Origin of the sequence: Brenneria salicis ATCC 15712 = DSM 30166, assembly GCF_003315515.1 — a bacterium.
In the GTDB taxonomy this organism is placed as follows: domain Bacteria; phylum Pseudomonadota; class Gammaproteobacteria; order Enterobacterales; family Enterobacteriaceae; genus Brenneria; species Brenneria salicis.
This window is the reverse complement of record NZ_QNRY01000041.1, coordinates 1-18394: the sequence shown is the minus strand read 5'-3', so window position 1 is coordinate 18394 and position 18394 is coordinate 1. Positions and strand designations below refer to the sequence as shown.

At 42.9% G+C, this 18394-nt stretch carries 20 protein-coding genes; 6 read left to right on the top strand and 14 right to left on the bottom strand.

Annotated elements, in window-relative coordinates:
* Positions 1–94: 94 nt before the first annotated feature.
* Positions 95–736, top strand: a complete 642-nt coding sequence (pyrE, locus tag DES54_RS14790; protein WP_113868670.1) for an orotate phosphoribosyltransferase — start codon at positions 95–97, stop codon at positions 734–736.
* A 71-nt stretch (positions 737–807) separates the two neighbouring features.
* Here pyrE and slmA read toward each other — a convergent pair whose 3' ends face one another.
* From slmA to coaBC, 3 genes are all read right to left on the bottom strand, one after another.
* Positions 808–1404 carry a nucleoid occlusion factor SlmA gene (gene slmA, locus DES54_RS14785; protein ID WP_113868668.1) on the bottom strand — a complete coding sequence of 199 codons (597 nt, stop codon included), beginning with the start codon at positions 1402–1404 and terminating at the stop codon, positions 808–810.
* A gap of 115 nt (positions 1405–1519) precedes the next feature.
* The gene (gene dut, locus DES54_RS14780) at positions 1520–1978 is read right to left on the bottom strand and encodes a dUTP diphosphatase (protein WP_113868666.1); all 459 of its coding nucleotides are present in this window, start codon (positions 1976–1978) and stop codon (positions 1520–1522) included.
* Positions 1947–3200 carry a bifunctional phosphopantothenoylcysteine decarboxylase/phosphopantothenate--cysteine ligase CoaBC gene (coaBC, locus tag DES54_RS14775; protein WP_113868692.1) on the bottom strand — a complete coding sequence of 418 codons (1254 nt, stop codon included), beginning with the start codon at positions 3198–3200 and terminating at the stop codon, positions 1947–1949. Before coaBC ends, dut begins: the two co-directional genes overlap by 32 nt.
* A gap of 186 nt (positions 3201–3386) precedes the next feature.
* Between coaBC and radC the strand changes: the two genes are divergently transcribed.
* The 5 genes from radC to DES54_RS14750 all read left to right on the top strand — a co-directional run bounded on the left by radC (position 3387) and on the right by DES54_RS14750 (position 6782).
* On the top strand, positions 3387–4052 hold the full coding sequence (gene radC, locus DES54_RS14770; protein WP_113868664.1) for a RadC family protein: 666 nt from the start codon (positions 3387–3389) through the stop codon (positions 4050–4052).
* Positions 4053–4290: 238 nt separating this feature from the next.
* On the top strand, positions 4291–4527 hold the full coding sequence (rpmB, locus tag DES54_RS14765) for a 50S ribosomal protein L28 (protein ID WP_009110942.1): 237 nt from the start codon (positions 4291–4293) through the stop codon (positions 4525–4527).
* 11 nt (positions 4528–4538) lie between these two features.
* A complete protein-coding gene (gene rpmG, locus DES54_RS14760) occupies positions 4539–4706 on the top strand; it encodes a 50S ribosomal protein L33 (RefSeq protein WP_004392084.1) in 168 nt (55 codons plus the stop codon).
* Positions 4707–4847: 141 nt separating this feature from the next.
* Positions 4848–5657 carry a bifunctional DNA-formamidopyrimidine glycosylase/DNA-(apurinic or apyrimidinic site) lyase gene (mutM, locus tag DES54_RS14755; protein WP_113868661.1) on the top strand — a complete coding sequence of 270 codons (810 nt, stop codon included), beginning with the start codon at positions 4848–4850 and terminating at the stop codon, positions 5655–5657.
* Between the two features lie 39 nt (positions 5658–5696).
* The gene (locus tag DES54_RS14750; protein WP_113868659.1) at positions 5697–6782 is read left to right on the top strand and encodes a glycosyltransferase family 4 protein; all 1086 of its coding nucleotides are present in this window, start codon (positions 5697–5699) and stop codon (positions 6780–6782) included.
* Positions 6783–6788: 6 nt separating this feature from the next.
* Here DES54_RS14750 and coaD read toward each other — a convergent pair whose 3' ends face one another.
* The 11 genes from coaD to DES54_RS14695 form a co-directional block, all read right to left on the bottom strand.
* Positions 6789–7274 carry a pantetheine-phosphate adenylyltransferase gene (gene coaD, locus DES54_RS14745; RefSeq protein ID WP_113868657.1) on the bottom strand — a complete coding sequence of 162 codons (486 nt, stop codon included), beginning with the start codon at positions 7272–7274 and terminating at the stop codon, positions 6789–6791.
* 33 nt (positions 7275–7307) lie between these two features.
* The gene (gene waaA, locus DES54_RS14740) at positions 7308–8585 is read right to left on the bottom strand and encodes a lipid IV(A) 3-deoxy-D-manno-octulosonic acid transferase (protein WP_113868655.1); all 1278 of its coding nucleotides are present in this window, start codon (positions 8583–8585) and stop codon (positions 7308–7310) included.
* A gap of 166 nt (positions 8586–8751) precedes the next feature.
* Entirely contained in the window at positions 8752–9495 is a 744-nt protein-coding gene (locus DES54_RS14735) for a glycosyltransferase family 2 protein (protein WP_113868653.1), read from the bottom strand.
* A 97-nt stretch (positions 9496–9592) separates the two neighbouring features.
* Positions 9593–10495 carry a glycosyltransferase family A protein gene (locus tag DES54_RS14730; protein WP_113868651.1) on the bottom strand — a complete coding sequence of 301 codons (903 nt, stop codon included), beginning with the start codon at positions 10493–10495 and terminating at the stop codon, positions 9593–9595.
* Positions 10496–10521: 26 nt separating this feature from the next.
* Positions 10522–11532 (bottom strand): glycosyltransferase family 8 protein, encoded by a 1011-nt coding sequence (locus tag DES54_RS14725; protein WP_113868649.1) that lies wholly within the window; start codon positions 11530–11532, stop codon positions 10522–10524.
* Positions 11529–12551, bottom strand: coding sequence for a lipopolysaccharide 3-alpha-galactosyltransferase (gene waaO, locus DES54_RS14720; RefSeq protein ID WP_113868646.1), 1023 nt, complete (start codon positions 12549–12551; stop codon positions 11529–11531). The genes DES54_RS14725 and waaO overlap by 4 nt, the downstream gene beginning before the upstream one ends.
* 49 nt (positions 12552–12600) lie before the next feature.
* Complete coding sequence (waaB, locus tag DES54_RS14715; protein WP_113868644.1) at positions 12601–13683, bottom strand: lipopolysaccharide 1,6-galactosyltransferase; 1083 nt, start codon at positions 13681–13683, stop codon at positions 12601–12603.
* A 22-nt stretch (positions 13684–13705) separates the two neighbouring features.
* Positions 13706–14503: a lipopolysaccharide core heptose(I) kinase RfaP gene (gene rfaP / locus DES54_RS14710; protein ID WP_113868642.1), complete on the bottom strand. Its 798-nt coding sequence runs from the start codon at positions 14501–14503 to the stop codon at positions 13706–13708.
* Complete coding sequence (locus DES54_RS14705) at positions 14500–15621, bottom strand: glycosyltransferase family 4 protein (protein WP_113868639.1); 1122 nt, start codon at positions 15619–15621, stop codon at positions 14500–14502. Before DES54_RS14705 ends, rfaP begins: the two co-directional genes overlap by 4 nt.
* Complete coding sequence (gene rfaQ / locus DES54_RS14700; protein WP_113868690.1) at positions 15618–16697, bottom strand: lipopolysaccharide core heptosyltransferase RfaQ; 1080 nt, start codon at positions 16695–16697, stop codon at positions 15618–15620. Before rfaQ ends, DES54_RS14705 begins: the two co-directional genes overlap by 4 nt.
* A 12-nt stretch (positions 16698–16709) precedes the next feature.
* On the bottom strand, positions 16710–17984 hold the full coding sequence (locus DES54_RS14695) for an O-antigen ligase family protein (protein WP_113868637.1): 1275 nt from the start codon (positions 17982–17984) through the stop codon (positions 16710–16712).
* Positions 17985–18394: the final 410 nt, after the last annotated feature.

Below are 18394 nucleotides of genomic sequence, written 5' to 3'. Positions count from 1 at the left end.
GCACTTTATCTAGCCCTTTCGCCGATGCCAAAAGGTCGTGAGATGAGACGCTAATCGGATAATTTATTAACCCGTAAAACGAGGAGAAGCGGTAATGAAAGCCTATCAGCGCCAGTTTATTGAATTTGCGCTCAGTAAGCAGGTATTGAAATTTGGTGAGTTTACGCTGAAGTCAGGGCGTATCAGCCCCTATTTCTTTAATGCCGGGTTATTTAATACCGGTCGCGACCTGGCATTGTTAGGGCGTTTTTATGCAGAGGCGCTGGTAGATTCAGGCATTGAATTCGATTTGTTGTTCGGGCCGGCCTATAAAGGCATTCCGATCGCCACCACCACCGCCGTGGCGCTGGCGGAACACCATGAACGCGATATTCCCTACTGCTTTAACCGTAAAGAAGCCAAAGATCATGGCGAAGGCGGCAGTCTGGTCGGCAGCCCGTTACAAGGGCGAGTAATGCTGGTGGACGATGTGATCACCGCCGGCACCGCGATTCGTGAGTCAATGGCGATCATCACGGCCCATGACGCGACGTTGGCGGGCATCATGATTGCGCTGGATCGCCAGGAGCGCGGACGCGCTGAAATTTCGGCAATTCAGGAAGTTGAGCGTGATTATCAGTGCAAAGTAATTTCCATCATTACCCTGACAGATTTGATCGTCTATCTGGCGGAAAAACCGGAGATGGCTGAGTACCTGACGGCGGTAACAGCGTACCGTGAGCAATACGGCATTTAAATATAGCCTGCTGGTAGGTTAGCGTTTCCGCCAGAGAGACTTCTGGCGGGAATGTGTCGGCAGGCAGAACGTTAGTACAGTTGCGCGGCAAGCAGCGGCCAGCGGGTATCAAATTCCTGTGTCGGGCGGTAGCGGAACTCGGAGCGAATAAAGCGCGAAAGCATGCCTTCACAAAACGCCAGCAACTGACTGGCCAGCAGCGTTTCATCATGTTGAAAGCCTTTGCCGTCACGTAATTTTTGTTCGCGTAACACCTGTCGTAACTGCGACTCGATACGCTCGAACAGTTGATTAATACGTCCTTGCAAACGATCTTGTTCAAACATCAGCGCGTGACCGGTCATGATGCGAGTTAAACCGGGGTTACGTTCGGCAAACCCAAGAATAAGCAATAAAATCAACCGTAAACGATTAAACGTCTCTTTTTCATCTTGCAGGATCAGGTTGATGCGCGTGGTCAAGCTGTCCTCGATAAACTCGATCAGGCTGTCAAACATCCGCGTTTTACTGGGGAAGTGCCGGTAAAGCGCGGCTTCAGATACCCCTACGTTGGCAGCCAGTTTCGCCGTGGTGATACGCTGGCTGCCGTCGCTGGATTCCAGCATCTGCGCCAGCGCCTGCAAAATTTCCTCGCGACGATTCCTTTTCGTATTTTCTTTTTCTGCCATGGTATGAAAAGACCCTTGCTAAAAATTTGACTGACAAACAGCCGCTAGCGCCACAGTCACGATAACGTGCTGTGGCTTATACGAATTTTTTACATTGTCAGGCGGCTGATGGGTATCAGCGACGACCAGAATGGCCGAAACCGCCTTCTCCACGTTCGCTACAGACAAAATCTTCGACCAGATTAAATTCGGTCTGAACAACAGGAACGAAAACCATCTGTGCGATACGTTCGCCCGGTTCAATGGTGAATGTCTGCTGACCGCGATTCCAGACGGAAACCATCAACTGCCCCTGATAGTCAGAGTCAATCAGACCAACCAGATTGCCTAAAACCACGCCATGTTTATGGCCGAGCCCAGAGCGGGGCAGGATCATGGCCGCCAGATGGGGATCGGCGATATGAATCGCCAGCCCGGTTGGGATCAGCGTGGTTTCACCGGCTTTTAATTCCACCGGCTGATCCAGACAGGCGCGCAAATCCAGCCCGGCTGAACCCGGCGTCGCATAGGTGGGTAAGGGAAATTGCTGACCAATTCGCGGGTCAACAATCTTTACGTCGATTTTTTTCATCATAACGGCTGACAATCTCGTCGATTAAGTTTTGGCCAAGAAGAAGCTTGTCGCATTGTGGCAACTGCTTGTCCCCGTCTTGCCAGAAAAGATGTAATGCATTGGTTTCACTGTTGAAACCATGCCCGGAAAGGGAAACATCATTAGCGCAAATCAGATCCAGATTTTTACGCGCCAGCTTTTGCCGCGCGTATTCTTCCACATTCTGTGTTTCGGCGGCAAACCCGACGACATATGGCCGATCCTCATCCATCGCGGCGACATCAGCGATAATATCTGGATTTTTTATCATGGCGACAGTGATTTCATCACCCTGCTTTTTGATTTTTTCATCGGCGATGAACTTGGGGCGGTAGTCCGCCACGGCAGCGCAACCGATAACGATATGCTGTTGCGGCGCCCCGGTCATCACGGCCTGATGCATATCCAGCGCGCTTTCGACATCAATCCGCTTCACGCCTCGCGGCGTCGTCAGCGCGACGGGGCCGGTAATCAGCGTTACGTTTGCCCCTCTGGACGCTGCGGCCTGGGCGATGGCGAATCCCATTTTCCCGGAACTGTGATTACTGATGAAACGAACCGGATCGAGCGCTTCCCGCGTCGGGCCTGCGGTGATCATGATATTCAGATGTTGCAGATCGTTGACGGCGGTGAAATGACGCTGTGCGCGTTCAACGATCGCCAGCGGATCAATCATCCGCCCGGGGCCGATATCGCCGCAGGCCTGGCTACCGCTGTCCGGTCCCCAGAGCATCAGACCACGTGCCGCAAGCGTATTCAGGTTGTCCTGTGTGGGCGTGGCGCGATACATCTGCTGGTTCATCGCGGGGGCGACGGCAATCGGCGCAGCGGTTGCGAGGCAAAGGGTGGTCAGCAGATCGTTGGCCATGCCCGCGGCCAACCGCGCGATCAGATCAGCGGTGGCGGGCGCAAGGATCACCAAATCAGCCCATTTCCCCAACTCAATATGGCCCATGGCGGCCTCCGCCGCGGGATCAAGCAGATCGTCGGCAACCGGGTAACCTGATACGGCCTGTAACGTCAGAGGCGTAATAAAGGCTTTGGCGGCAGGCGTCATGACCACGCGAACATCGGCGCCGCAGTCGCGCAGGCGTCTTACCAGTTCAGGACATTTGTAAGCCGCGATACCGCCGCTGATACCGAGCACGATTCGTTTGCCGGAAATACGTTGACCAGAAACAGGTTGGCTGGAAAATTCCGTCATCATCATGGTCCGATTGAAAACCGAAAGAGCGGTTATTTTACCATAACCTTGACGATGGCGAGGAGTCTTACGCGGTCGCGCGTTTTTACGGATAAAAATTGCGTAGCGCTTCGCAACCTGTTCCGTCTGCTGTCGTTCCGCTCCTGAGGGGCTGTCATAATAACCGCTGTCAGATGAGGAGGGTGGATGGACTGGGATAATAGGCTGGCGCCGCGTGAGAAACTGGTGAGTCTAGGGGTGGAAACGCTGACGGACGCGGAACTGCTGGCGATTTTTTTACGAACCGGGTTGCCCGGTATCCATGTGATGCAACTGGCCGAAAATTTGCTCGCGGAATTCGGTTCGCTTCATCAACTGTTGTCAGCCGATCAGGAAACATTCTGTACGGCAAAAGGGATCGGACTGGCAAAATATGCCCAGTTGAAAGCGGTGGCGGAACTGTCGCGGCGATTATTTTCGTCTCGTCTGGCGAAAGAGGACGCCATGCTCAGCCCGGAAGTTACCGGACAATATCTGCAATTATTACTGGCGCGCCGGGAAAGGGAGGTGTTTCTGGTCATGTTTTTAGATAATCAGCATCGGGTTATTCGTCACCAGGAGATGTTTGCTGGTACTATTAACAGCGTGGAAGTTCACCCAAGGGAAATTGTGCGTGAAGCGCTGAAAGCCAACGCCGCCGCGCTGATTCTGGCGCACAATCATCCCTCCGGGAAAGCGGAGCCCAGTCAGGCTGACCGTGCGATAACCGAACAAATCATCAAGGCTTGTCTGTTATTGGATATTCGCGTGCTTGATCATCTGGTCATTGGACTCGGTGAATATGTCTCTTTTGCCGAGCGTGGATGGATTTAACAGATATTTCCGCGATCCTTCGGGATCTTTAGCTGTTCGGGACTTGAGCACTAACGCTTCAGAGCGTATACTACGCCACCTTTGAGAATCTTGGGTGTGGCGTTAAGAGCCTATCTCAGCAGGTTTATCCTGATGACGGAGTCTTTTCAGTGAAGTTGCTGAGATGGGCTCTAGAGCCTGACGAGGCGGCCAACATCCTATACGAAGCTCGAGCTGATTTGATTTTTGGAGAATAGACATGTCCCGAGTCTGCCAAGTTACTGGCAAGCGTCCGGTGACCGGTAATAACCGTTCCCACGCACTGAATGCGACCAAACGCCGTTTTCTGCCGAACCTGCACTCACACCGTTTCTGGGTTGAAGGTGAAAAGCGCTTTGTAACGCTGCGCGTATCCGCTAAAGGTATGCGCGTTATTGATAAGAAGGGTATTGAGACGGTTCTGGCCGATCTGCGTGCCCGTGGTGAAAAGTATTAAGGAACTGAATCATGGCTAAGGGTGTTCGCGAGAAGATCAAGCTGGTTTCTTCTGCTGGTACTGGTCACTTCTATACCACCACGAAGAACAAGCGCACGAAGCCGGAAAAACTGGAACTGAAGAAATTCGATCCGGTTGTCCGTCAACACGTGATCTACAAAGAAGCTAAAATTAAATAATTTTAGTGGATGATTGAAAAACCCGGCTTCTGGCCGGGTTTTTTTATGGCAGAATTTCCTGACCGTTCCTGTTGAGCGGTTGCAGAGGACGTTTGCGGCGTTTTTATGTTAACTTATCCGGCATTTCCCAGGAGATAAGTGATGCCTGAATTACCAGAGGTTGAAACCAGTCGTCGGGGAATTTCTCCCTATCTTGTAGGCCATACGATCCTCTATGCCGATGTTCGGAATACTCGCCTGCGCTGGCCGGTTTCCAGCGAAATTTTATCGCTCAGCGATCAACGGGTGCTGGGCGTTCACCGGCGCGCCAAATATCTGCTGATTGAATTAACCACTGGGTGGATTATTGTACATCTGGGCATGTCCGGCAGCCTGCGCATCCTGCCGGAATATATCGAACCGGAGAAGCATGACCATGTCGATTTAGTCATGGATAGCGGCAAGGTTCTGCGTTATACCGACCCCCGGCGTTTCGGTGCCTGGTTATGGACAGAGAATCCGGCGGAAAGCGCGGTGCTTGCGCATCTAGGGCCGGAACCGTTAAGCGAGGCATTTTCGGGGGATTATCTGTATCAGCGATCGCGAGGGAGAAAGACGCTGGTCAAGCCGTGGATTATGGATAACAAGATCGTGGTTGGCGTGGGGAATATCTATGCCAGCGAGTCGTTGTTTATGGCGGGAATCAGGCCGGACAGGGCGGTTGGTTCATTAAACGAAGCCGAAGCGCATTTACTGACCGATACCATCAAACAGGTGTTGTTGCGCTCAATTGAGCAAGGTGGCACCACATTGCGCGATTTTCTCCAGTCCGATGGCAAACCGGGGTATTTTGCTCAGGAGCTTCAGGTATACGGGCGGACGGGAGAGCGTTGCCGACTGTGCGGAACGCCAATAGAAACGGCAAAGCATGGACAGCGCAGTACGTTTTTTTGCCGGGTTTGTCAGCGTTAGTTTTTCCTGCAATCACCTTTATCAAATCAGGGTTGAGGTATGTATAAAAATCGCGGTGTCGTATTTTTCCTTGAAAGCTCGAAAAATATGGGAGGGCAAGAGTGGCAGCTTCTGCAACAGATGGAAGCATTGAATGCTCAGGGATTAGCCACCTATTTACTGTGCAATCCTAAAGGACGCATTGATGGTGAAGCGCGATCACGCGGTTTATCCGTTATTAACCTGCCTTTCCGTAACAGTTTTCATTTACCGACGATCCAAGGTATCAGAAAAGCTGTCAAGCAATATCGTCCGATGGCTTGTATTTGTCATAGCGGCCATGATGCCAATAATTTGTGCATTGCCGCGATCACGCTGACAAGACGGCCTAAAATCATCAGATCGAGAACGTATTACACGAATAGAAAGCCGAATCCCCTTAATCGTTTCCTTCCCGTTGATTTGGTCATGGTGCCGAGTCTGTTTATGGTCAACAAGATCAAACCGCAGTTTCCGGGGAAAGAGATTCGTGTGATTTACCCCGGCATTAATTTCGCCAGACTTGATAATGAGATCGATCTTCCTATCAGAGAAGATTTAACTGATTGGCTTAATGAAAATCAGGGAGATGTGATTATTCAGCTTGGTATGCTAAGAGAGGAAAAAGGACACAGCATCATTCTCTCAGCGATGGGCGAATTAATAAAAAGCAGACCCCGGCTAAGATATATTATTGCGGGCGGCGGTGACGCTGAAAAATTAAAAAAAGAAATTAATCAACGTGGTTTGCAGAAATATATATGGATGGGTGAATTAAAGTCGGTCGCCGCTGTATTGAAGCGAGCCGATGTGCTGGTGATGCCTTCAATGAAAGAACCGTTGGGAATGGCGCAAATTGAGGCGCTGGGGTTAGCTGTCCCGGTCATCATCAGTAATGAAGGTGGATTGCCCGAAACGGTTCAGGACCATGTTACCGGTCTTATCGTATCCCGCAATGTGCCCGAGGAATGGGTGAAAGCGCTGGATTTCGCGCTCGCAAATAAAACGACCATGCAGTCCTATGCGCAAGCGGGCCAGAAGGATGTCCGGGCGCGTTTTGGTCTGGAGGCCAATACACATAGCCTGATGAGTATTATCGGATCCTGATGTGCTTTAAGCTGCGGACAACTTTTTCTGTAGGGCGTCAGCAATAGAAACAGGCAGGAAATGAGCAACCTCGCCGCCATGACGGGCCACTTCCTTGACCAGCGAAGAGGAAATAAACGACCATTCTTCTGACGGCATAAGGAACACGCTCTCCAGCGTCGGCATCAGGTGGCGGTTCATTCTGGCGAGTTGGAGTTCGTACTCAAAGTCAGAAACGGCGCGCAAACCACGAACCAGAATGGTCGCCTGCTGACGCCGGGCGAAATGGGCCATCAACTCGCTGAAGCCGACAACGTCGACATTCTTCAGGTGCTGGGTTACGCCTCTGGCTAACTCAACCCGCTCATCCAGCGAGAACAAGGTATTTTTGCCTGGGCTGGCGGCAATGGCCAACACCAATTTATCGAACATGAGTGAGGCACGGGTCAGTAAATCCAGATGACCATTGGTTAATGGATCGAACGTGCCGGGATAAATCGCCTTGGTTGTCATGGTCGCCTCATATTCGAAACAGGTTTTTATCGCTCAATGGGTGCGCGGCGGCAGATAAGGCTCCAGCAATGTCAGTAACTTCTGCAGTGCGCCCTGATTATGGTGCAACACTTCGACCGCATGCCGACCATAGTAGCGGCGATAGTCTTCATCAGCGAGCAGATTGCCCACTTCTTTCGTGATGGACGCCGCATCGGTCACGGTGATTAGACCGTCAGCCTGCTCAAGTTTGTTACAGATATCTTTAAAGTTGAAAGTATGTGGCCCCATAAGCACAGGGATAGCGTGCGCTGCGGCTTCGAGTGGATTGTGCCCGCCTCGTTCGACCAGACTGCCCCCCACAAATGCCAGATCAGCAATGCCATAGAGCAACATTAACTCGCCCATAGTATCACCAATAACGACTTGCGTGTCGGCAGACGGCTGCTCTGTACCACTGCGTAAGGTGTAAGTGAAACCCAGGTTTTGCGCTAAAGCTTGCGTGGTCGCGAATCGTTCCGGATGGCGAGGCGCCAGAATAAGCAGCAAATCGGGGTATGTCGCCAATAGCTGACGATGCGCCGCTAAAATAATGGCTTCCTCCCCTTCGTGGGTGCTGGTGGCAATCCACACCGGACGGTGTGGCGCCCATTGGCGGCGTAGTGTCACCGCCCGCGCAGCCAACTCAGGGGTAACGGAAATATCAAACTTGAGGCTCCCGGTGACGGTCAGACTTGCACGTTTCAAACCGAGATCAATAAAACGCTCGCCATCCTCTTGATTCTGCGCCGCCACCAGCGTGATGTGCCGCAGCATGTGACGCGTCAAACGGCTAATTTTTTCATAACCCGCGGCTGAACGTGCTGATAAACGGGCGTTGGCGATCACCAGCGGAATTTTGCGCTTATGCAACTCCGCGATCAGATTCGGCCACAGTTCAGTTTCCATGATAATGACGACTTTCGGACGCACCTGATTAAAAAAACGTTTCAATGCAAAGGGTAAATCATAAGGCAGGTAGACGTGATAGACCGAATCGCCGAAAGCGGAGCGCACGCGCTCTGAACCGGTTGGCGTCATGGTGGTGACGGTGATCGGCAGGTTAGGGTAACGATGGCGCAATGCCCTGACCAGAGGAATAGCCGCCAGCGTTTCGCCCACGGAAACAGAATGCAGCATAATGCCATCGGGTTTTACTTTCTCGGCACAAAATCCATAGCGTTCGCTCCAGCGCCGGCGGTAAGCCGGCGCCTTACGTCCCCGAAGCCACAGGCGGAGCCATATCAAGGGCTGGATAAGGTAGAGAAGAATGGTGTAGAGGGTTTGTAGCATGTTGTTTACTGTTTTGATTAGTATAGATAGCAATATTATATAGTTAAGGATATTAAATCTATAATTTGCTTGATTTTAGACTTTTTATTCATACAGAAGAATAAGTTTTCGGTAAAGATAATATTGTTTTAATTGATTCTTGATCTCTTTGCCTCGGCCTTAATAATTATAAATATTCTTTATATTTACTAACATAATTATCTAATCCCGAACTCTCATATTTTATAATATCTCTGTCTAACTGTTCAAATTCTTTTGAGTAATAAGGGCCTGACGCATGAAAACATTTTATTCCCTTTATGATGCCAAATTTTTTTCCACGTTTCTTTAATACTTTGCATAAATAGCCATCCTCCCCATTTTTAAAATCAAACTTTTGGAATATATTAAATAGTGAAAATGTTCTTTTAAAATCCTCTTTTCTGAAACATGCACACCATCCTCCCGTAGGACCGTTTTCAATCACCATGCCATTACGCTCTACTTCTGTATAATATTCCGCTCCGGGTTTAGCACCATCAGTATATTCGTTCTGAATGACATCCAAAGCGAGATAGCCATATTCTGGAAAAGTGCTCATGTAATTATCGAATATACAATCTAAACCATCAGGAAAATCCAGGACATCATCATCCACTTCAACAATATACGTTGCCTTCGCTTTTGAAAAGAGTTTCTTGTAACCATTTAATCCAGTATTTTTTCTACTAAATATGGTTTTAATATTGATACCTTTTTTTTCTTTTTGGAATTCATTTATTACGTCTTTAGTGTTATCAGTTGATGCATTATCTAAAATTATTATCTCACATTCGTCTTTGTTTTTAATGGCTGTATGGAGTCTATTAAGACATAGTTTTAACATTTTTGATCTGTTCCATGTTAAAATCACAAAAGATATTTTTTTCATCTTTATTTCTCTATCTGTTAATTTTATAATATTTAGTAGACTGATATTTTATTACTTTAGTGAAATGAAATAGTTATGTTTTTTACTTATAAGTATTTTAGATGTAATGTGTAGGGACTATTTCTTTCTTTATCTCTAACTTAGAACGGGGATGTATATTTCTCAAAGTAAAAATAATTAAGTTTCTTGTTCTATAAAAACTATTTTTTCCTCGTATGAAATCTCTAAAGCAAACCCAAAGCGTACTTGCCCTAGACTTTTTCTGATACTCATTTCTTATGAAAAATTTAAAGTAAAACATCTCCATCAGTCGAGTTTTACTCTTCGCTTCTTCTGGGTTAAATATAGCGAATGAATGATGGATTTCATTTGCGCAATATATATTAAGTGGGTGTGCGGCATCTGACATTATATTAACGATTCTGAATAGATCACTATCAATACCGTAAAATGCTAGTTTTTCTTCGAAAACATAGCCTCTGAATGCAACGATTTTATCGATAGCGCGTTGGGAGAGCGCTATTCCTGACATGATAGAATCTATTTTTACGTTGGCCATACCCTCATCAATCATAATGTCACAATCTCCATATAAATGAGGATCGGTTTGTACTCTAATACCATTCTTTTCTGCAATGATTTTGGGTACGACAATATCTGTATCGCTGTGGCATGCTATATTACTGTAGTAATTCAATGGTAAAATAGAATCTTGGTCTAAAATTGTAATGAAATCATATGATTCTTTCTTAATAAAAAAATTATAAATTTTGGATAGTGATATGTTCCTGATGTCTTGATATATTTTAACCTTGATTTTTTTTTCTTTATATATAGAAAGAAAATATACTATATCATTTTCACTGAGATATTGAGGGCCATTATTCCATATGCAGATTTCTAAATTTATATTCCCAAGACGACATTCTTTAATGCTCTTCAATGTTTCGGAATCTTCTAATTTTGAATTATAAAGTATTACAACAGATGTTATATTCATGAATTAACTACCGTAATATATGTATATTATTTTCTAAGGAAATATATAAGCCTACTAAATATCCCTTTTATATATTTCCCTTGTCTCATTTCATGTTTTGATTTTTTCTTCCATTGCAGTGATGTTACAGGCATAACAAGTGGTATATCTCGCCATGTTGATTCTTGGTAGGCTGTTTGAAAAAAAGTCGTTGAAGGATATTGGCCCCATGCACTCCAGGGCTTTGTTGTACCCACGTAATGAATTAAAATAGTTTCGTCAGTGATTATTTTGCGATAGTCTTGATGATGCTTATCTTTCAATTCACTCTTAATACTATAGATACAATTAAATTTACGAGGAAGGATAATTGTTTTGTTATAAAGAAGTATATTCAGTGCATCCTGATCTGGATATCTTAATGTTAAATTGTCCTGAATAAAGGATAAGGTTTTTTTTGTCAGTTGATATTCGTTCCACCGTTTTAACTGCATGTACATTACACCAGAATTGAAGTAACATTCTATTAATTCCGGCTTTTTCAATCGAGTAGCAGCTTGTTCCTGGGTTGAGTGGATATCCGGTACGATAGCACAAATGGCATTGTTAAAATCAATCTGTTTAAGAGAGCTTAGATCTCCTTTACACATAACATCTGCATCCAGATAAAATAGTCTATCGATCGTGTCAGCCAAATAATCAAAAGCAACAATTCTAAAATATGCTGAGCACGGCCACCTTTCTTGAGGCAGTTCATTTAATATTTCTGTATTTACTTTATATATACAGATGTTTGTACGGAATTTTTTCACCATAGATTTGAATCTATCAATGATATCATCATCTATGTAATCCGTAAAAAAGTGAAAGGATAGTGGAATGCTATTATTTATGAGGATTGACGTTGCTGAAATGGCTGCGCCAAAAATAAAGTTTTTATCTATCCCAAAAGCAATATGTAAAAAATACTCATCAGGCTCATCATGCCCAACTATTTTTATTTTGTCTTCAATGATTAATTCTTTATTAAAGTGCATATAATCTATGTGGTGTCTCATTTATTTAATACTTTATTTATAAAATATCGTATGTAGTTAATAATGAATGAACTAAATATTCTTTTATGAAAAAAATGTTTTGCACTGTAACGTAATTGATTGGTTGTAACCGCTTTCTCCAACGTATTATCTTTCCAGGGAGAGTTATTTTTAGCTATATAAAAATATTTTGAACATGGATATTTTGCCCACTCATGCCAGGGTTTTGTTGGCCCGATATAATGAATGAAGACCGTACTATCATTTATCGGATGAGGGTAAGTTTCCCCAGGATTACATTTAAGTTCATAATTTATACTGAATTGGGTATTATACTTTTTATCAAGAAAAAGAATATGCTCAGGTAGTAACATATTAAGAATATCTTGATCGGGATAGGATACTTTTTCTGCGACTTCCTTATTCTTTAACATATCCATCGTTCGTGATGTTATGTCATAAGTATACCAACTTTTTAAATTAATCAACAAAAAACCAGAGTTAAAGTAACCTTTTTTAATTGCCGGGTTTTCTAATCTTTCTGCACATTTTTTCCACCAGTTTTGCTCGCCTTCAGCAACAGCGGCAACGATATAATCATTGATATCTAGATCAATTAACTCCTGTAGAGAATTATTGCAAATTATATCGGAATCAAGATAAATAACCTTATCAAGCGTATTGTAGAAATAATCAGTAATAATGAATCTGAAATAAATGGCATAAGACCAGTTCTTTGTGCTGGGTAATTTTTTAAGCTCGTCACAGTTTACAATATATAATGTAATAGATGTATTATATTGCCTGGCAAGCTCGCCAAATTTTTCTTTTTCATTTTTTCCTAAAGTGTCAGTGAAGATATGAAAAGATAAACTTTTGTCATTATTATTTAATAAAATTGAAGCAATGGAAATTGCACAACCAAACAAAAAGTTTTTATCTGTACCAAAAGAAATATTTAGTTTATCTTCATGATTCAGTTTGGCACAAAATGAGAACGCTACAATTTCTGTAATAGTTTCGTCTTTTTTGAAGTACATAATAATCTCAAAATTTTAATAGTTCACTATTGCCACACTGTTCGATAGATTAGTGTTTACTGATTAAGAGAATTATTTTTTTTATTTCTTGATAGTATCTCTCATCGTAAAAATGACTTATTGATGCTTTTATCGTATCAACCGGTGGTAATGGTTTGTGATTTGTGATGATTTGCAAAATAGACTGTAACTTTTCTATCTCTCCGGGGGGATATAATTCTCCATTTATCCCACTTTTTATAATATCTGCTGGCCCTGATGGGCAGTCTGAACTAATACAATAAATACCGTAAGACATAGCTTCCGCAAGAACCATCCCGAATCCTTCAAAGGAGGATGTTAAGAGTAAGGCACTAACTGTTTTAATCTCGGTTCTGATATATTCCCACGGATTTGCCTGCCAGCCATGCCAATGGATACGCTGACTGATCCCTAACTGCTGTGCATAAGCTTGACATATTTTCAGATCAGAACCATCGCCAACAGCATGGAATACCCAATCTCCTTCGAGTCTGGCGAGCGTATCCAGTAAATCTTTAAGTCTTTTCTGGCCTTCGAATTTTATTCGACCAACATATAAAAAAGATGCTGGCTGCGACGGGTTTGGCCGCGAAATAACTTTCTCTGTCGGGGTAACCGGGTTGAATATGGTAGAGATTTTATTTGTCGGTACACCGCGATTGACTAACTGCTGGTGAATACCGGAACTGATAGCCAAGTGATAACCCGCCTCCAGCACTCGTTCAGCATATTTTTTATGATCAAGAGAATAATGTATCCAAGAAATCAGTCGGATGTTACGCTTGCTGGATCTTATCGCTTTGGCGGCAATCAGGCAGGATGGCGCATCAAACGAAATCACAATATCAGGATTATTCTTCTCAATATAATGACTAAGAGAATAAATATGTTTGAGGCGTCTGAAAAATGAAATTCTAGTGCCTGAATGAGAATAAACAGCATTTTTACCCGCTAGCCAGTCTTTATCCATTCTATCGTCACGGCAAAGAAAATAAAGCGTATAACGGTTTCTTGTTTCAGTATCATCTGTTAGAAAATGGGTTACCTTTTGTATTACAGTTTCAATACCACCAAATCCTGATACCGCTTCGCCAACAAAAAGTATATTCATATTGATCCGTTCTTATTGTGAATTATAGTGATTTACGTTCAGTTCTGTGTTTTATTTTATCTGCTTTTATTTTTGCTTCACTGAGCAGTTTTTTTTCATTCGCTAATATCATTTTTAATGGTTGATTAAAATAAATTTTCAGAAAATAAAAAATATCTGTTTGAGTTAATCCGATATTAAGTGATGAGAAATATAAACCGATAAGATCTTTATTCCGCCAACGTATAGGAACTTTTTTCCTGATTTGAGCTCTATGTAAGTCAATCACTGATATTTTCAAATCGTCACTGTAAGGAGCATAAGGTAAATGAAGTAAGAAATGACAGATATAACAGTCCCGATGGTTAATGCCGCCAGCATGCATGTTACGCACCATCTCTGCCACGCGCTGGATAATGCGCCGTTTTTCATATCGGGATGGCTTATTCACTGGCCAGATTGCACAGTAATCTTCCAGGCTGATTGCCGGATTAAGATCTTCCGTGATAATAAAAGAGTGACGACGTAATGGATTTAAACCACGCTGACCAAAGCCAACGCCCTGCATGGTATTAACACCCAGTTTAGAAAGATGGTGAATAGCATTCCACTCGCGGTCTGCCCCTAACACGGGTAGCCTGAGCGAAACCAGGTTTTTGAGCGCTTCTTTCAGCGTTGTGCCACGATGTATTTTGATGAAATAGGATTGGTCAGCCAAGCTAAAACGTAAAGTTCGACGGCTTTCAAGCGCACGGAACACATCGCCATCGAGTTTATCGACTTCTTTGAATGGATCTTTATTTTTCCATAAGGAAGCGAAAGGTTCTTTTAATTCAATCATTGTTGCTCACTCGAGATAAGCGCAGCCGCTTTTTCCGGCAAGCTGTATAAATCTTCGGTATTCGAGAAATGTCGGGCGTTTGCTACCCATTGAGTGCGGACTTCAGGGTGATTTAGCGCATACTGTAATGCATCATTTAAATCAGATTGGTTGTAAGGTTCTTTAATAACCACACCGGCGTTTGCTTGATTGATATAAAATGCATAACCGCAGACATCATTAACGATAACGGGCAGTCCGGCAGTTAGCGCTTCAAGTAATACGATGCCAGCGGCTTCCTGATAGGCCGGATGAATCAGTAAATCTGCGGCCGCCATAAAATCAGGAATATCGTTACGACCGGAAAAGAAGCGAACCTGTGAACCAATACCCAGCCGCATAGCAATTTTTTGATAACGTTCAGGCTTGTCCTGCCCGACAACCAGAAAAACGACCTGCTTTCGATCTGCGGCTGACACACTGGCGAGTGCGTGAAGGCTGCGTTCAACACCTTTTCGATTGAAGTCAGAACCAACTTGCAAAATAACCGAACTATTGTCAGGGATCTGTTGCTTAAGTCTAAATCTGGCTCTTACTTGCGCTGAATTTGGACCATATTTACGATCGGGCGAAATACCCGGAGGTAAAATAATGAAGCGCTCATCCTGAGTATCATAATGTTTTTTAAAGTCGTCAATTTGTCGGCGAGTGAGCATCAGCATTTTCGTCTGACTATTGCGCTCGAACACTGACTTTTCAAACGCGGCATAGTGCTTGTAACGGCATGTTAAACAATAAAAAAATCCTTTTTCCCGGGCGACTTTTTCAGCGTAACAAACGTCAGCCGCGTAGTAAAAATCCAGCCCCGGCATTTTGTTGAAACCGATAACCCGGTCGACTGGGTGTTGCCGCATATGTTCTTGTGCCCACAGATAATATTCTTTATTGCGGGCGTGATTGGTATGATTTCGGACTGGAACCCGGATCACTTCGAAATCATCAACCAACGGACCTTCCCATGATTGAACATACACACGGATATGATGTCCGCGTATCTGGCAGGCCTGAGCGATGCGTAAAAAATCGCGCTGAAGTCCACCAAAAGGGAAGTATTTATATAAACAGAATGCGAGGATCATAATGATGTCACAGGTTGAGATATCTTCGTGTTTTCAGAAAGCATAGTCAGTGCTGCCTTTGTCACATCCTTTGCGGGAATACAAGACAAATATTTATACTTTCTATCTATCTCACTGCGTTGGGGCACTGTTTGGTAATTTCCAGCCCAAATAAGGATTTTATTATCACTCCAGGGCCGCCAGAATTGGTGGTTCGTTGCGCCGAACAGACATACTAGCGGCGTCTCAAGCGCGGCAGCCATGTGCATAGGCGCGGAGTCAACGCCGATAAAGAGTTCCGCGTGATCTATTAATGCGGCCAACTGAGGAAATGTTGTTCTTCCGGCAAAATAGGTTATAGGAGGCGACTGGCATAGCTCTGCAATGGCTTTTATACATTGCTGATCCTCTTTGCCGGGGCCGGATGTCAGAATGACGTTCAATCCATATGACTGAATGTTATCGATAACTTCGGCGAATTTATTATTATCCCAGCATTTAAATATTTGTCGTGCCGTAGGCTGTATCACGATATATTTTTTATCAGCGTTTAGCTGTATCAGTTGGGTATGAATTTCTTCCCAATGTTGAATATCATAATCCATCACCGTTTTCGTCTTTAGCACTGTTATATTTAGTGATTTTAATATGGAGAGGTTGTGTTCAACGATATGAGTACCTTCCGGGGTTATGATTTCGTCGAAGCAATATTGCCATAAAAAAGATTGACGATGATTAAAGTTTAAACTTATTTTTTTAGGTGAATTTGTTAACTTTATTAATGGTGCGATAAGCCATTGATCAGCTAGATTAATAATTAGATCATAGTGGTTTTTTCTAAGTTTTACAACCACATGAAAAATACTCTCTAATGTGTTTAGTACCGAGTTTTGTTTTCTCTTTATCCCGTGCAATACATTGATATCTTTATTTTCTGATAGGATTGGAATGGTGTCTTCATATAATAACACATCAATCTTGGCATTTGGATAATTGGCTTTTAGCGTGCTGATAAGTGGTGTGGTTAGTAACATATCACCATGAAATCTGAGCTTAATAATCAGAATTTTTTGGTAACTTTGATAAACATTATTCACAATAATTCTCACTTATTTCAATGTGACGGATTTATTAAAGAGAGGCATTTTTAACGGCAATGTATTTTTTTTACTTTGAGCTAATATAATGCTGAGGCAATAAGTAAGTATCCAGACAATTGTTATATTATTGTCATAAAAAATTACATCACTTAAACCATAAATGAACAACGATAATGATAGAGCTATAATTGAGTAGTCTCTTATAAAGAATAAAAAAAAGTAAATTAATGAGAGATAACACATAAGTAAAGCAATACCACCAAATACGCCTTTCAGAGAGATGGCCTCGATAAACTCGTTATGCAAATGAACATTTGTGTATTGAGATGCACCTATAATCGAGGGGTCTTTATCAACTTGTTGTTTTATATTAGTTGCTCTTGATTCTAAAGATTGTCCCATTGGCGCGTCCAGGAAACTAGACAACCCAGCTTTATACATTGCAATACGTGCACCAACAGATGTATTACTGTCTGATTGATTATATCTTTCTAAATCTGAAAAAAGATTATTTGTTCTGGTATTAATCGTATCGTAACATATAGCCAAACAAGTAATACTGACAACTAAGAGTTTCGCTATTATTTTATAGTCTATTCTTTTACCCTTAAAGATAAAGGGTGTTAGTATGACTAAACTGAGTAATGGGTATGATAGTATTGCTGCACGAGTTTCTGTATATATTATTAGGATAAAGGAAAGAGCATAATTCGAAAGAAAAAAGTTAATTCTACCCTTTGGATTTATTAAAATAATTGCTTGTGATATAAGAATGCCGATAAATGTTATCATGTAACCAGAGGTTGTAGGTATACCATCTGATAGCCTAAATCTTCCAACCCCATCAAAAAAATAAAAAAAACCTAATAATAAAAATGGAATTGCGCATATCCCAATAGGTATTATTTTTTTTGTTTTATATTTTGAAGTTAATAAAAGTATCAGTAGAATAATAATTGAACCTAAAAATAATATTTTTTCTACGCTATGATAAGAGCGATATACACCTGAAAATTCACTGTTGTTTGTTTTATAAATGAATTCCCAAATGAAATTTATAATACACAGTAATAGCATGCTTGCAGCCACCATTGTGTTTTTTCTATTTATATCATCTTTTTTAATGACAAAAAATAGAAATATAATAGAGATTACCCCAATATTATTAAATATTTTAACGGATAATCTGGAGTCAAATATCATGACGCTTAATGCAATGATTAATCCTATGTAAATGACGGTGGGGAATATATTTTCTCGGGTGTTTGTTTCAATATTTTTCATGTGTAATTTTATATTAAGCTTGTGTGTTTTTAAATATGTAAAGATGAAAGCGTGTATTCCAGTAAAAAAATATATATGTTTGAGTTAAATTAATAAAAGATGTCACAGTTGGTAATAGAGAGTTGACAATTTTTCAAGCGCACCACGCTACCGCCCCTGGCTCAACAGCTACCAGTGGACTGAAAGATGACATCATCAGGTGGCCTTGTGTCTCGTCATGCGCCATTTTTTCCTGTTATGGTACTAAATAGCTGTTCCAAATAGTAGATCACTTTGAGGGAACTCAGTCCGAGTTGAGCGATCTGATCAATCGCTAAAAATCACAAATCACCAACCGGACTGAGCGATGCCGATCATAGCACCAATACCCCGTACCGAACGACGTCGGATGCAGAAAACCATCCATAAAA

Excerpts from the sequence above, each read along its gene's own strand:
- pyrE (WP_113868670.1), top strand. The coding sequence starts at position 95 with ATGAAAGCCTATCAGCGCCAGTTTATTGAATTTGCGCTCAGTAAGCAG.
- slmA (WP_113868668.1), bottom strand. The coding sequence starts at position 1,404 with ATGGCAGAAAAAGAAAATACGAAAAGGAATCGTCGCGAGGAAATTTTG.
- dut (WP_113868666.1), bottom strand. The coding sequence starts at position 1,978 with ATGATGAAAAAAATCGACGTAAAGATTGTTGACCCGCGAATTGGTCAG.
- coaBC (WP_113868692.1), bottom strand. The coding sequence starts at position 3,200 with ATGACGGAATTTTCCAGCCAACCTGTTTCTGGTCAACGTATTTCCGGC.
- radC (WP_113868664.1), top strand. The coding sequence starts at position 3,387 with ATGGACTGGGATAATAGGCTGGCGCCGCGTGAGAAACTGGTGAGTCTA.
- rpmB (WP_009110942.1), top strand. The coding sequence starts at position 4,291 with ATGTCCCGAGTCTGCCAAGTTACTGGCAAGCGTCCGGTGACCGGTAAT.
- rpmG (WP_004392084.1), top strand. The coding sequence starts at position 4,539 with ATGGCTAAGGGTGTTCGCGAGAAGATCAAGCTGGTTTCTTCTGCTGGT.
- mutM (WP_113868661.1), top strand. The coding sequence starts at position 4,848 with ATGCCTGAATTACCAGAGGTTGAAACCAGTCGTCGGGGAATTTCTCCC.
- DES54_RS14750 (WP_113868659.1), top strand. The coding sequence starts at position 5,697 with ATGTATAAAAATCGCGGTGTCGTATTTTTCCTTGAAAGCTCGAAAAAT.
- coaD (WP_113868657.1), bottom strand. The coding sequence starts at position 7,274 with ATGACAACCAAGGCGATTTATCCCGGCACGTTCGATCCATTAACCAAT.
- waaA (WP_113868655.1), bottom strand. The coding sequence starts at position 8,585 with ATGCTACAAACCCTCTACACCATTCTTCTCTACCTTATCCAGCCCTTG.
- DES54_RS14735 (WP_113868653.1), bottom strand. The coding sequence starts at position 9,495 with ATGAAAAAAATATCTTTTGTGATTTTAACATGGAACAGATCAAAAATG.
- DES54_RS14730 (WP_113868651.1), bottom strand. The coding sequence starts at position 10,495 with ATGAATATAACATCTGTTGTAATACTTTATAATTCAAAATTAGAAGAT.
- DES54_RS14725 (WP_113868649.1), bottom strand. The coding sequence starts at position 11,532 with ATGAGACACCACATAGATTATATGCACTTTAATAAAGAATTAATCATT.
- waaO (WP_113868646.1), bottom strand. The coding sequence starts at position 12,551 with ATGTACTTCAAAAAAGACGAAACTATTACAGAAATTGTAGCGTTCTCA.
- waaB (WP_113868644.1), bottom strand. The coding sequence starts at position 13,683 with ATGAATATACTTTTTGTTGGCGAAGCGGTATCAGGATTTGGTGGTATT.
- rfaP (WP_113868642.1), bottom strand. The coding sequence starts at position 14,503 with ATGATTGAATTAAAAGAACCTTTCGCTTCCTTATGGAAAAATAAAGAT.
- DES54_RS14705 (WP_113868639.1), bottom strand. The coding sequence starts at position 15,621 with ATGATCCTCGCATTCTGTTTATATAAATACTTCCCTTTTGGTGGACTT.
- DES54_RS14695 (WP_113868637.1), bottom strand. The coding sequence starts at position 17,984 with ATGAAAAATATTGAAACAAACACCCGAGAAAATATATTCCCCACCGTC.